Source organism: Cyclobacterium sp. SOCE241 (genome assembly GCF_056867545.1).
In genome coordinates this window covers 971,035-984,429 of the sequence record NZ_CP149779.1, presented here as the reverse complement: position 1 = coordinate 984,429, position 13,395 = coordinate 971,035, and the positions used below count along the sequence as shown (strand labels likewise).

General features: G+C 36.6%; 17 protein-coding genes and 1 pseudogene. All 18 read right to left on the bottom strand.

All coding sequences use genetic code 11. The features are described from left to right. The 18 genes and pseudogenes from WG932_RS04655 to WG932_RS04570 all read right to left on the bottom strand — a co-directional run bounded on the left by WG932_RS04655 (window position 1) and on the right by WG932_RS04570 (window position 13,356). The gene (locus WG932_RS04655; RefSeq protein ID WP_483087134.1) at window positions 1-201 is read right to left on the bottom strand and encodes a permuted SH3 domain-containing protein; all 201 of its coding nucleotides are present in this window, start codon (window positions 199-201) and stop codon (window positions 1-3) included. 14 nt (window positions 202-215) lie between these two features. Next, window positions 216-1,163: an efflux RND transporter periplasmic adaptor subunit gene (locus WG932_RS04650; protein ID WP_483087133.1), complete on the bottom strand. Its 948-nt coding sequence runs from the start codon at window positions 1,161-1,163 to the stop codon at window positions 216-218. Continuing rightward, window positions 1,075-2,211 (bottom strand): annotated as a pseudogene (locus WG932_RS04645) (TolC family protein); the annotation flags it as partial. The pseudogene WG932_RS04645 and the gene WG932_RS04650, both read right to left, overlap by 89 nt. 100 nt (window positions 2,212-2,311) lie before the next feature. Beyond that, entirely contained in the window at window positions 2,312-2,626 is a 315-nt protein-coding gene (locus tag WG932_RS04640; RefSeq protein WP_483087132.1) for a hypothetical protein, read from the bottom strand. A 262-nt stretch (window positions 2,627-2,888) separates the two neighbouring features. Next, entirely contained in the window at window positions 2,889-3,275 is a 387-nt protein-coding gene (locus tag WG932_RS04635) for a phospholipase A (protein ID WP_483088579.1), read from the bottom strand. A gap of 5 nt (window positions 3,276-3,280) precedes the next feature. Next, on the bottom strand, window positions 3,281-3,676 hold the full coding sequence (locus WG932_RS04630; RefSeq protein ID WP_483087131.1) for a phospholipase A: 396 nt from the start codon (window positions 3,674-3,676) through the stop codon (window positions 3,281-3,283). Window positions 3,677-4,409: 733 nt separating this feature from the next. Continuing rightward, window positions 4,410-4,667, bottom strand: a complete 258-nt coding sequence (locus WG932_RS04625; protein ID WP_483087130.1) for a hypothetical protein — start codon at window positions 4,665-4,667, stop codon at window positions 4,410-4,412. A 140-nt stretch (window positions 4,668-4,807) separates the two neighbouring features. Beyond that, the gene (locus WG932_RS04620) at window positions 4,808-5,185 is read right to left on the bottom strand and encodes a LuxR C-terminal-related transcriptional regulator (protein ID WP_483087129.1); all 378 of its coding nucleotides are present in this window, start codon (window positions 5,183-5,185) and stop codon (window positions 4,808-4,810) included. Further along, window positions 5,149-5,439 (bottom strand): response regulator, encoded by a 291-nt coding sequence (locus WG932_RS04615; RefSeq protein ID WP_483087128.1) that lies wholly within the window; start codon window positions 5,437-5,439, stop codon window positions 5,149-5,151. Before WG932_RS04615 ends, WG932_RS04620 begins: the two co-directional genes overlap by 37 nt. Beyond that, on the bottom strand, window positions 5,432-5,890 hold the full coding sequence (locus WG932_RS04610) for a sensor histidine kinase (RefSeq protein WP_483087127.1): 459 nt from the start codon (window positions 5,888-5,890) through the stop codon (window positions 5,432-5,434). Before WG932_RS04610 ends, WG932_RS04615 begins: the two co-directional genes overlap by 8 nt. Further along, window positions 5,890-7,137, bottom strand: coding sequence for a histidine kinase (locus WG932_RS04605; protein ID WP_483087126.1), 1,248 nt, complete (start codon window positions 7,135-7,137; stop codon window positions 5,890-5,892). Before WG932_RS04605 ends, WG932_RS04610 begins: the two co-directional genes overlap by 1 nt. Window positions 7,138-7,857: 720 nt before the next feature. Next, window positions 7,858-8,169, bottom strand: a complete 312-nt coding sequence (locus WG932_RS04600) for an FtsX-like permease family protein (RefSeq protein ID WP_483087125.1) — start codon at window positions 8,167-8,169, stop codon at window positions 7,858-7,860. Beyond that, window positions 8,166-9,014, bottom strand: a complete 849-nt coding sequence (locus WG932_RS04595; RefSeq protein ID WP_483087124.1) for an ABC transporter permease — start codon at window positions 9,012-9,014, stop codon at window positions 8,166-8,168. The genes WG932_RS04600 and WG932_RS04595 overlap by 4 nt, the downstream gene beginning before the upstream one ends. Before the next feature lie 45 nt (window positions 9,015-9,059). After that, complete coding sequence (locus WG932_RS04590; protein WP_483087123.1) at window positions 9,060-9,821, bottom strand: outer membrane lipoprotein-sorting protein; 762 nt, start codon at window positions 9,819-9,821, stop codon at window positions 9,060-9,062. Between the two features lie 17 nt (window positions 9,822-9,838). Then, window positions 9,839-11,113 (bottom strand): ABC transporter permease, encoded by a 1,275-nt coding sequence (locus tag WG932_RS04585; RefSeq protein WP_483087122.1) that lies wholly within the window; start codon window positions 11,111-11,113, stop codon window positions 9,839-9,841. Then, window positions 11,110-12,267 carry an ABC transporter permease gene (locus tag WG932_RS04580; protein ID WP_149393232.1) on the bottom strand — a complete coding sequence of 386 codons (1,158 nt, stop codon included), beginning with the start codon at window positions 12,265-12,267 and terminating at the stop codon, window positions 11,110-11,112. Before WG932_RS04580 ends, WG932_RS04585 begins: the two co-directional genes overlap by 4 nt. Continuing rightward, window positions 12,264-12,968, bottom strand: coding sequence for an ABC transporter ATP-binding protein (locus tag WG932_RS04575; RefSeq protein WP_483087121.1), 705 nt, complete (start codon window positions 12,966-12,968; stop codon window positions 12,264-12,266). The genes WG932_RS04580 and WG932_RS04575 overlap by 4 nt, the downstream gene beginning before the upstream one ends. A gap of 10 nt (window positions 12,969-12,978) precedes the next feature. After that, window positions 12,979-13,356 carry a hypothetical protein gene (locus tag WG932_RS04570; RefSeq protein WP_483087120.1) on the bottom strand — a complete coding sequence of 126 codons (378 nt, stop codon included), beginning with the start codon at window positions 13,354-13,356 and terminating at the stop codon, window positions 12,979-12,981. Between the last annotated feature and the right edge of the window lie 39 nt (window positions 13,357-13,395).

Sequence of the window (13,395 nt, the reverse complement as noted above, 5' to 3'; positions counted from 1 at the left end):
TTAATCTTCCTCTAATCGAAGTGGAGAACCTTCCACCACTGTGGCTAAATCAGTGGCAACAATTCGGTCGCTGGAGGTTAAGCCCTCTCTAACGTAAGCATATTCTCCGTCTTCAAAGAGAATATCAACTTTCCTAATTTCTAATTTCCCCTCCTTTAATACCCAAACTGTATTTCCTGGTCTAATGTATTGTTTTGCCAATCTGACTACATCCTTCAGCTTTCGAGCTTCAATTTGGACTTCCACAAAGATACCAATGATAAGGGAGGTTTCTCAGGGTTTGGTCTTTCCCGCAAAAGTGGATCAGGAACACTTACAATAACCCTTGCGAGTCTTGATTGGTTGTCTAATGCTCCAACCAGCCTTGAAACTTTTCCTTCCCTAAATTGCCCATCTTCCCACGCTGAAGGATGAACAATTTTGACAGGGGCTCCTGAGCCTTCTTTGCCTTCCCCAATATCCAACCAATTAATTTTTGAAAGCGGAACATTGGCAATGATCCAATATTCACTGATCCCCACCAAACGACCAAGATCCGACGCCGGAGCAACCTGTGAACCAAGATTTACATTTCTTGTCAATATATGTGCATCAAATGGAGCCCGGATAGCCGTTCTTTGTAAATTCAAATTGGCCTGGTTTACAGCAGCTTCTGCAGCTTTAACATTCGCTTTTGCTGCTTCAAGTTGAGGCTTTCTCAAAACAAGATTTTGGTTTTTTGAGGATAACTCATCACCTATAAGCTCATAATCTTTAACTGCAACATCCTGACGCCCCAATTCCACTTCATAATCCGATTGGGCCAAAGCCAAGTCACTCTTTCGAAGCATTAAAGTGTTTTCATAATCTGCCGGGTTTATTTGCAAAAGCATCTCTCCTTTTTTCACATAAGCTCCAGGAAGAAATTGGGGGGCGATATGGGTCACTTCCCCTCCAACTTGGTTACTCAATGAGATATCTGTAGCAGGTTGTACAAGTCCTGTAGCAATTATCGAAGGATTAAAATCCCCTTGTTCTGCCTGTACAACATCTACCAACATTGCAGTGGTTTTTGAAGCGCCTTCCATTTCGGCTTCAGGAGCTGTCCAGAAAAAGATTAGGGCTATCAGTATGCTGCAAACCAATAATCCCAAACTTATCCCTATGGTTTTTTTTCGCGTCATTTTGTCGAGATTGTGTTTTCTTGAATGCTAAAATCTTCTTCATTTTCAATTGGGCTTTCAAATCCCCCGCAAGTGCCCGATATAAGCTGAGTCGATATAGCAATAAATTTAATTTTTCATTTACCAACTCTCTTTTCAATTGTTGCATTTGATCTAGGGTTACTAGAACATCCAAATAGGCAATCGATCCATTCAAGTATTCAATGCGCAATTGATTAAAAGCCCGTTCCGCCAAATCCAATTGGTTTTCAAGTTTAATGATGATCTCTTTTTGAAGGCTTTCTCGAACCAATGCATCTTCTACCTCTTGAACGGCTAACAAAACTGTTTGCCCATAGGCATTGAGCTGTTGCTCACGGAAAGCTTTGGCACGATGAGTTTCCGCTTTTAACCTTCCGCCATAAAACAATGGCATCAACAAACTACCGGTAAGTGATGCAGCCTGAGATTCAACAAGATTTGTTAGGGTATTGGATCTTAAGGCGCCTGTTAAATTAAAGGTCAAACGAGGATAAGTATTACTAATGGCCACAGCCACTTCCCTATCGGCTGCTTCCAATTGATTGAAACTGCTTTGTATGTCCGGTCGTCGATTAATCAACTCCATGGGTAGTCCGGCGTTAGGTATTGGACTCAAAGTAGGAAGTTTCATCTTTTCACTGATGTTTAGCATCCCCGGAGCTTTTCCCAAAAGCACTGCAAGCCTATTTTTCAAGATTTTTATTTCCATTTGTAAGGCCAAAGCCTCTTCTTTGGTATTTTCTATCAACTGTTCTTGTCGCAAAATATCCACTCCCCTAACTTGTCCGCTGGCAAATCGGGTCCGGATAAGCGCTAATATTTGCTGATTGTATTCGGTTTGCTCTTTTATCAAGTTCATTTGTTCTCGGGAAGCTTGCAATGTAAACCAGGTCAATGCGACCTCTCCTGCGATGCTTATTCCCATGGTTTGGTAATCCAAGAATGTAGCTATCATCCTGTTTTCAGCTGCTAGCTTACTTTGTTTGACTCTTCCCCACAGGTCAACTTCATAACTTGTTCTTAAGGATAGTTGGGTATTTCTCCCCCTACAAAATCAGGCGCAGGCCTACTGGCCCCACCTTGTAATTCCAAAAATACCTGAGGGACCTTTTGGGAAGCAATTATAGCTACATTACCGGCTTCTTGAGCGACCTGAAACCAAGAGCTTTTAATTCTAAATTGTGAGTGATGGCACTGTCTACCAATCTATTAAGTAGGGTGTCTTGAAATTTAGCCCACCAATTGGAATCCATAGGGCTGGACCCGGTAGGCAAAGAATATGCTTCTGGAAGGTCTACAGGTACATCTCGGGTGGCCACCTTATTTCCACACCCATTAGTCAAACAAATTAACGTGAGACTGAAAGTAATCGGCAGGAATAATTTTCGGATGACTTGGAGGGCTTCTAAAAGCCTAAATTTAGGGTCTATAAATTGAAACAAAGGATAGCATTTTTTTTTAAGATAAGAAAAATCAATTGGGATGCAAAGACAACTTTTTACTTTATAATTTATAACCTAACTATATCAATATTGTTTTAAATACAAAAGTTATGTTTTTCGTTCTATTTAGCAGATAATAACAAGATACGTTTAGCCCCTGTAAGGGGCCAACAAACTGAGGCAAGACCATTCCTATAAACATTTGTTTTCCTTATAATGTGTTTATTTTTAAATGAGAAAAGGAAAGATGGAATTGCTAAAATCAATAAAAATTCCTCATGGCCGGTTTGATACATAAACCAAACCTTAGCATTGAGGTGTATTGGTTGTAATCAAAGAGATTTTCGCCATAACCATTGTACCATTGCAAAAAAATGTATTGATTGGCAGATGAAATAGGTTTAAAATTCAATTCAAGAATGGTGTTTACTCTGCTAATATTATTATTGGGGTTAAGTACAAGGCTTCCCCAGAAATTATCATTAAAACTTCGATAATTTAAGGCCAACAATCCATATCCCCTGAATTTATAAAGGTCTTTGTTTTCATCGCCCAATAATCCGGCCCATACTTTGCTTTGAATAGAAATATTGGCATTGTAAAAATACACCGCTGATAAAGAAGCATAATTCCAGCTTCGGGAATAAATCGAGTCTAGACCGTTAGATTCATGCTCAAATGAAAGGGCAATTCCCCTTTTAATTGCTGCTTGCTCAGCACAGGTCTAATCAGTGTTATTCCCGGATTGTAATTGTTATCTGCAAACGGGGAAGAGTTTTCATAAATGTCCCAAAATGATTTTTGGGTATATGTAAGCAATAAAGAAGTTTTAAATGGCAATCTGGATTTCGTTAGTCGTTGGCTAATACTTATTTGGTATTTGGCATCGGCGGTGCGCTTGTTGATTTCCTTATTGGTTGGAACCCCTGTTATAAAATAATTGTCTTTGTACATTCCAAAACTAGGTTGGGCATCATACAAACTAAAAAAATCTTCTTCTGATATTTGAAGGTATTTTATGGTACGAAAATCATATTTACTAGTATCCATTTGTTGCTTCCACAAAGATTCCAATTCCCTGATTTGAGCATGGGAAATGAGCGAAAAAGTACATAAAATAAATAGAACAAGCCACTTGTTTATAAGAGGTGTTATATTTTTTTGAATGGGTTCAAATTTACACTGGAAATTTCGATGAGGAGGGGTTTTAAAGGGAAGGCCTAACATATCCCTGATGTCTATGGTCAAAAATAAAAAAAAGCATCTGAATTAATACCATGCAAAAGGTATTAAAAGAGCTACCTTTCCCTCAAATTCCAAATAAATAGAATCTAACCCAAAATATCCAATCCATAAAGTGCTAAAAAGGCTACAAACAGCCTGATTTTCTTTGAATTGTAAAGCCTGCCTATTCTCAGGGGGAAAAATCATTTTACATAATCCGTGGTTAGAAGCTATAATATTAAAGTTTTCCCAGGAATAGAAATTAACTTTATAATATAATTGCAATGCTTGTTTTAGGGTTCTTGGGAATTGATGTAGCATAATCGCTATTGTGTACCTGACTGACTTTAGGCAGGATGAAATTCAACAACAAGGATTCTGATTTTAAAGTGATCATATCGTGAAATGGAATTTTTATAGTGTAGTAGCGTATTAATTTGCCTAATTATAAATTTTCACCAACAAAAAAGCCTTGCCATTTAAAAATGACAAGGCTTTTAAATCTGATATGTTCTTTTTTAGTTACTCCAAACTTTAGCATTTTTTGCTTTAGGTCCGGTTACTCTTGGTCTTGTTGTAACCAAGGCTGTTTCTTGGTAATTCTTGGTTTCAAGTTCCCAAGTTTTTTATTTTTCGCGGAAGGTCCTTGTAGTTTGGTTGCAGTTTCTGAAGTATAAACCTTTATGGCAGGAGCTTTATCCTCTTGTTGCCAAGGTTTATAATTTTTTGCAGCTGGACCTTTTAAATCATTATCAGTTTGTGAAAATCCAACTGTTGCTATGGTTAAAAATGCGAATGCAAATATTAAACTTTTCATAGGAATACCTTTTTTTGTTAGTGTCTTATTTATAGTAAATTTAACGCTAAACAGTCTCTGGAGATACTCTAAGAAAATCGGTAAATTATAATAAGATGAATAACGGATGAGAAACATCCGTATTAATACGTAGGTTAAATTTATAGTAAATTTAGTTGAGCAGCTTTATTGATAAGTTCAGGGGTATTTTTCACATCCAGCTTTTTCATCATATTATTTCTATGGGTCTCAACTGTTCTGGTACTAATAAATAGTTTATGTGCTATTTCTTTCGTGGTTTGACCATCGGCAATTAATTTTAATATTTCCATTTCCTTGGGGGATAGCTTTTTAGGGCTAACTCCTTCTAAGGACATGATATTAATCATCCGCTGTGAAATATCCTGATTAAAATATTTGTTTCCTTTTAACACCGTGTCTATTGCCAAAAGCAATTCCTCCTCATCAGTATTTTTTAATAAATATCCATAAGCCCCTCCCCTTATGGATTGCATGATATAGTTTCCATCATCATGCATGGAAATAGCAATTGCTTTGATGCTGGGATACTTTTTTTCAATTTTACCAAAACCTCAAATCCGTTCATTTCTGGCATCGTCAAATCAAGTAAAAGTAAATCGGGATGTATCCCTTTTTTAAGCTTTTTAAAAAAATCTTTACCATTTTCTGAACTAATTACCACTTCAAAATTTTCCTGTTTTGACAATAGGGAATGTATTCCATCTCGGAATAACTGGTGATCATCAACAATTGCAATTTTGTATTTATTCATCTTTCAATGGTATTTCAACTTCCACTTCGGTACCGTTATGGTCAGAACTAATACTAAGATAGCCATTAAATATTTCAACTCTTTCCCTAATATTTCTTAGACCGGCTCCATATTTAATAGTTTTGGGGTCAAAGCCTTTTCCATCATCCAGGTAATACAATGAAATTTTATCATTAAATTCAGTCAAAGATATTGTGATTTTTATTGCATGAGCATGTTTCAAAGTATTGTTGATCAATTCCTGACTAACCCTAAAAATACAAATATCCAAATCCATACTTAACCTTCCCGCTCTGCCTTTGGTTGCATCATCATAGACAATTTCTATTCCACTGGATTTTTTCATTCTTTCTATAAAACTAGCCAAAGCTCTACCTACCCCAAAATCAACCAATACAGATGGCATCAAATTATAGGTCATTCTCCGAATTTCATCAATAGTGCCATCCACTACTGTATTGATCTTTTTTTATCACATGAAGATAATTCAGAGGTCTGCACCATCAACTTGAGACTAGTAAGTAAGGGACCAACTCCATCATGCAAATCTTTAGACAATCGCTTCCTTTCATTTTCTTGTCCTTCAATTAATGATTTCTTCGCCATCAACCGACTTATCTTTTCTGCATTTTCATATTCCATTAATTTCTTCTGCATCACCATCAGAGATTTCCCCAATACATCCCCTTCCCCTGAAAGCTCGTACTTTGCTTTCATGTTCATGTTCCCAATTTCCGTAGAAAAATAAATGGCCTCTCGAATAGATTTTTGAAGCTTTTTTAATGCCACAAACATTTCTTTTATCTCCTTAGTCTGATAATCATTTTCAATATTAAAATCATAATTTCCACGGGTCATAAAATTGAGGAATAGTCTCATTTTTAATAGTGGTTTGGACAATACCACAGTAATTAAAAATGAAAACGTTAAAGCAAAAAGTAACACTAAAAATGAAATCAGGAAAAGTTTATTTCTCATTATCAAAAGTGGGGCGGTTACCTCTTTTACATCAATTTCAGATAATATGGCCCAGTCTAGATTAGCAATGTCTAGTTTATGATACGAACTGTAAACGGATATACCCCGATAATCATCAATTATACCAAAACCATTAATTCCTTGCAAAGCGTGTTTAGCTCCCAATGTGGATGCTTTTATTTGACCTGGAGGTGTATCGGGCATAAATCTGGAAAGAGAACGCATACGGAAATCTCTACCTACTAAATATGTTTCACCACTCTCTCCCATTCCTGTTCGCTCCATCAGAATTTCCTGTATCGCATCAGAATTGATACACTGAATCTGTTGAATTTTATTTCCTTCCTTTTTTATCATGGCTAGTTTTACAACCCCTCTTCTTGCACATGAAGTAATATCAAAAAAACTTTCTCCATTTGGAATTAAATTCAACTTGTCTTGCAAACACTGAATATCAACCTCTTCAGCAATTAAACTGTATGGATTTGAAATGGAATCGGCAGATCCTTGGCTCAATTGTTTTTTAAACTCATCCATTTCCGCTTGTAAAAAAGCTTCAAGTTGAATTCGCTTCAGTTTTTTTATAGAGGAAAGTTGAAGTAATACCCTTTCATCAAGAGCATTTTTAAATTCTTTATAGGAAAAAATTGAAAGGGTAACCACAACCAAAAACACCAAAGAATTGATTAATAGGATTATCCATGACCTTAAGCTTTTCATTGATTAAATAAAATTTTTCTTTTGATCGATAATAAATCTATTACTCACTTCTTTTCAAAATAGTGCTTCACTTACAAGTAGGTTAATCTAATTGTACGATAAAGGATAAAATTTGAGCTTCTCCAATAGAATGATCTATTCTCAGTTTTATTTCAGTATAATTTTTAGGTGAAAATGACTCAATTAACTTATGAATTATTCAATTACCATTGAATATACTCACCCAATAACCATTAAGTTTTCCTTTATAGCAGAAAACCCATACCTTTTCGCCATTCCTAATGTTTTCCATAATAACTAAATGGTCAACAGTAGTTTTAAAGGTAAAGTTAAACTAAAAAAAATTCCCGAACCAGATGATTTTGCAATGAGATAAGAAAATCGATTTTAATTCATTGCCTCATTGCTTCAATCTTTTAAGGTTCGATTGCGGATGTAAACCTTTGAGGTCCGAGTTTAGCCTTATGAGGAAGTTAGAATTTCCTCCAACTGACTTATTGACCCTATTTTTCAAGTTTCCAATCAGTGAAATTTTAGTATTCGTAGACATCAATTTTTCAACCAATCTTACACAAATTTTATCATTAAAGAGCTTGTCTTGCAAATGCTAACCCATTGGTTACATAGGATTGAATAGCAAACAAACTTAGAATTTAAATAGGTATAGAGATGATCATTGGATTTTGACTGAAATTATAATTCTAAAAGGTATTTTACCTCTCATTGAAGTTTACCTTTTAAAGCATCTATAGGATTCATTGTAACTATCTTACGAGCGGGAATAAAGCTAACTATTGTAGCAGAAATTATTACAATAAGGGCTGAAGAAATCAAAAGTGAAAAACTAAAAGATGGATAAATCTTATCTCCCAAACCTATCCCCATGTCCGCTGTCACGGACCCGAAGGAAATCCCCTTATGAGACAGGTAGCTAAATAAAGGCGATCCAATTAGTGTACCAAGCAACATGGAAAATAAACTGTACATACAGCCTTCGAGAGTAAAAAGTCCTGCGACTTCATTCTTTGTCATTCCCAAGGCAATATAGGTCCCAATTTCTTTTTTCTCCGAAATACAGATAACACTTGAGTATCAAAAATCGCCAACAAAGCAATGCTTAATAATATGAAATAAATAATTTTTGCACTGGCTCTTTCTACTTCAATTATGTCGTTTATGTTTTGTAATAACCCTTCTTGACTCACATAATTCCAATCCTCAAAAAGGTTATCAGGCCTAGGTAGATCAGCAATCAAAATGGTTGCTTCGTTGTGCATTGCTGTAATCTCCCATAAGTCTTCCAAAGTCATCCAAATTTGACCTTGATCCACTGAACTTATCGTGGTATTAAAAATAGCAGCCACCTTCACCTTTTCTGCATCGAAAGTGCCATTTTTATCCCTCCAGCGTAAGCTTATTTCATCTCCTAAGGAAAGTTTTGCGGCCCTTGCCATTCTTTTGCCAATGGCCACGGGTATGGTTCCCTCAAGATTATTCAATTGACTGACAGGTATTTTTAACAGTCGTTGGGCTTTGGGAAGGCCTTTTAAAGTAATGGCCATCATTCGGCCATTAGGGTAAATTGTTGCAGGTCGCATCAATAAAGGAGTCAATCCTTTCGTGTTAATTTCATCAAATTTACCATGTGCCTCTTGCAGACTAAATGGGTTATATGGGTCATAATCCTTGTAATGAAATTGTCCGCAACCAAATTCCCAATTAATTGCATCTCTTTTTGCCTGTAAGTTCCAGCCATCCAACAAACCATTATAGAAAAGAATAACCAAAAAAGTAAATGTCAATATGCCTACGTTAAGCCAAGTTCTTAACCCGGCGCCAATTAGGTTTCTATAGGCAAGTTGAAAGGATAGTTTCATTGGAACATTATATTGTCAATTTAATATTCAGGTTAAATTTCCTGATTATTTTTTTAGGGAGGCCTTTGTGAAAATATAAGGAGGGATGGTTGGATTGAATTGAATTTCTTTAATAATAAAATCCGTTCCATTACCCGACTTCAGCACATCCTTAAAATTTACTTTTCTTGGGTACCAACGACCGTCAATTTTCGAAATGTCTGACATTGTTGTTTTTTTTAGGAGTTGACCACTTTTCGCAAACAATTCCTCTTTTAGTGGAATAAATCTTTCCTGATCCACCCATATTTTTCGCTTGTAATAACTTACATTTTCTACAGAAGCTGTTAATTCCAAAATCCAAGTTTTTCTTTCACCAATATTTTCTTCGCCTACAATGACTGCATCATATATTTCCTTTAGTTTTCGATCTTCCATCATGTCTTCATAGGACAAATCAGAGCCCATAACAGATTGCCGTAGCATATGACCTGATAGCTGGATGGTCCTGTCTGTGGATGGTGAATAGATCCATAATCGATCTTCCAGTTTCAACATCTTAGTTCCTCTTTCTCGCTCTGGATAAAGGTATTCTGTAAAAGATTTTTTGTTGCCTTCAGTATAGGATTTTGAACCTATGGTTTGTACATTTCTTTTGCCCTTAATGATCATTTCAGATTCCGTTATTTCTGTTTTTGAAACCATATTTTCATCAACCTTGTCAAGGATGGTTTGAGCATCCTGCGCCCGGCTGGGCATTATCCACATTATTAAAATACCGGATAAAAAGATAATCTTTCTACTATTATAAATTCTTAACGTATGCATAAATTTAGATCTTAATTTTATACTTCCAACTCTTTAAATAAAGTGGCTGTTTCTCTTTTATATATCCCTATTCCGGAAAGCATATTGCCAAAGACCATTGCAAATACACCGGGGATAAAACCAATAAAATAGAGGTTCGGCGACACTTTAGCACGCATTACCGTCGGCATCATCATGGAGGCGTTGTCCACCATACCTGCGATGTTGATTCCATAATTTTGCAAATAAAAAGCACCAGCTAAACCAATACCTGTTCCAATCATAGAGCCGATAATTCCTATAAGAGTAGCTTCCAACATTAATGAACGATAAATTCTACCTTTTGACTCTCCTAAGGCTAGTCGTATTCCAAACTCTTGGTAACGTCTAAGCCCACCTATCAGTCCGGTATTCCACAATACCACCGACATAGCTCCGACAAAAATCACCACAAAAATGGCCGACATACTGTTCGCATAATCCAGCAAGTCTCCTAAATTGTTTTGGGAGCGAAGCGTAAACATCCGGGGAGCATATTCATCAGGATTGCTCTCATATTGATTGTTGAAAGAGTTCTCCAATGCCAAAGCCGCTTTATCATTATAAACACCATTGTCAAAAAAGCCTAGTATTTCTCCGGCTCCATTTTGCATATCAAGCATTTGCCGAGCTGTAGAAATATCCAGCAAAATGGCTCCTTTATCCATGGCTGCAATACCGAAGCGAATAGTACCACTGATAGTGAGATTTTGGAATGTCATGCTGCCATTCATTGTGGTACCAAAATAGGTAACCTCATCTCCTATTGTAAGCTTTAGTTTTTTTGCAAACTCATCCCCAATTAGTGCTTCATTGGAATTTTTCGGTAATTCACCGGAGACGATGGCTTTTTTTATATTCATCCGCTCTATTTCACCACTTGCGGCATCCAACAAATTAATCGCTATTCCTGCAGCAGGGCCTTGACCCTTCGATTCACCTTCAGCATCAGGAGCATCGAGCAAGCCCCCAAAGCGTATTCTTTCAACCCATTGTAAATCCGGATAATTGGATCTTAGGTAAGTAACCAAACTGTCAACCCCAAGTAAAGCCAAATCATTGGGAAGTTGATCTTTATTTTCTGCATAAGCCCTGGACATGATTTTCACATGGCCGGTTTCAAATCTTGCATTTTGATCTATCATATCCGTCATTGCACCACTTAGAAAACCACTTAACACAATGGTAAGTGATACGCCAAGAGAGATGACAACTATTGGAAGTATGCTTCTGCTTTTGTCCCGAATAATCCCTTTAAACAAAAATTTTATCATTGTAACTTTCCTTTTAAGGCTTCAACTGGATTCATATTTGCTATTTTTTTAGCAGGTAAAAAGCTAACTATTGTTGCTGAAATAATTAATAAAATCATTGTACCTGCAATTAGCTGAAGGCTAAAAACAGGGAAAATCCTTTCAGCCATGGTCACTCCCATGCCTTGCGTTACTTCCGGAAATGAAATACCATTGATGGCTAGAACGCTAAGAATAGGTATTCCTATCAGGGCTCCCATGAGCATGGCAAGAAGACTGTACATACTTCCTTCAACTGTAAACAAACCTACTACCTGCATACGTGTCATTCCTAATGCGATGTAGGTGCCAATCTCTTTTTGCCTACGAAAAACAGACAACACCTGGGTATCAAATATGGCCAATAATGCAATGGTCAAAAGCAATAAATACATTATTGAACCGGATATTTTTTTAGATGCAATTAGTTTATTTATATCCTCCAGTAGTGTCTCTTGGGGAAAAAACCTCCAGCCGTTTCTTTTTTGATGCGAATAATTACTATTGGCGACAAAATAGCTGGCTCTATCTTTTAAACCTGTCATTTCCTGAAGTTGAGCCAAAGCTATCCACATTTGTCCGGAATCAATACTACCCACATCTGAATCAAAAATTTTAACAATGGTTACTTCCAATGCATCAAACGTTCCATGTTTATCTCTCCAACGCAACAGAACTTCATCACCTTCTTCTAAATGGGCAGTTGCTGCCATTCGTTTGCCTATGATTACAGGGATTTTAGCTTGCTCAGGGCTTAAAAATGATGTGGGTAATTTCAGTAACTTTTGATCATTCGGTATCCCTTTAAGCGAAATAGAAAGCATCCTCCCATTTGGATAAATTGAGGCCTGTCGAATCAAAATGGGTGTCAGCATTTTAAATTCCTCCGGTTGATAAGATTGGTGCCCATCTTGTATGGAGAAAGGATCATAGGGATCATAGTTTGCAGCACGCAATTCACCATAACCATATTCCCATTCAATTGAAGCCCGTTTGGCCTGGTTATTCCAACCATCCAACAAACCATTATAGAAAAGAATAAGGATAAAGGTAAAGGCTAGAATCCCAACATTCAGCCAGGTTCTCAAACCTGAACCAATAAGATTTTTATAGGCAAGTATTAAGGCCAACTTCATGATTGAAAGGTTTGGCTATTTATTACATCTGAAACAACTTTTCCATCTTTTAAAGATACCGTACGATCAAGATAAGTCATGACTTTTTCATCATGTGTTGAAAACAGGAAGGTTGTCCTCAATTCTTTGTTCAAATTTTTCATGGTTTTCAAAATGGCATGTGCATTGGCTGAGTCCAAGTTGGCTGTGGGTTCATCTGCCAGCAATATTTTTGGCTTTTTCACCATGGCCCTGGCAATGGCCACCCTTTGCCCTTCCCCACCGGATAATTTGTCAGGCTTTTTATGAGCCATCTTTTCTAAGCCAACCCATTCTAAAGCTTCCATTACTTCCTTTTTCCTTGTTTCTTTTGGTACATCCTGCAAAAGCAGAGCAAATTCTACATTTTCAAAGACCGTATATACTGGAAGAAGGTTAAAAACCTGAAAAATAAAACCAATGTGGAGATTCCTTAGATTGGCCGAAGCCTTGTGACTTAATGTAGCAATGTCTTTTCCCATTACCATTGCCTTTCCATCTGTGGGACTATCTAGGGAGCCAATGATATTTAATAGTGTGGTTTTTCCTGAACCACTCGGGCCTACAAATCCTGCGAATTCTCCGGTTTTAAATGATAATGAAACATCATTTAAAGCGGTGAAGTAACCATCACCAACTTCAAATTTCTTGGTTACATGTTCTAATGAAATGATATTTTCCATAAATATATTTTTAATGGTTATAGACCAGCATCAACCTAATTCCGGGACCTTGAAACTGGTTGAATAATTCATTTTGTTGAATGCCGGTCTGTGTATTTTCAGGATTATAATAAGCCATTAAGTAGCCGGTTAATTTTTGAAATTGGTGAGAATAATTTAGGAAGAAACTAGTATTTTTTGAAGCCCAATCATAATAAAAAACGGTACTCAGGTTATCGAAAAAACTTATGGGATACATAAAAGTAGCAGCAGAAATGTGCATGCCATTGTTTACTGAAAATTGCTTTTCATCAAAATTGACTTGCATATGTTCGAGCACCGCATTTAATCCAGTTCCTAAAGGAAAGGTATAATCAACACCAATATTTAGTAAAGTCTGGTTTGTCAAATTCTGTACATTTTTTCCTTATGTATATAAACTCCTTCA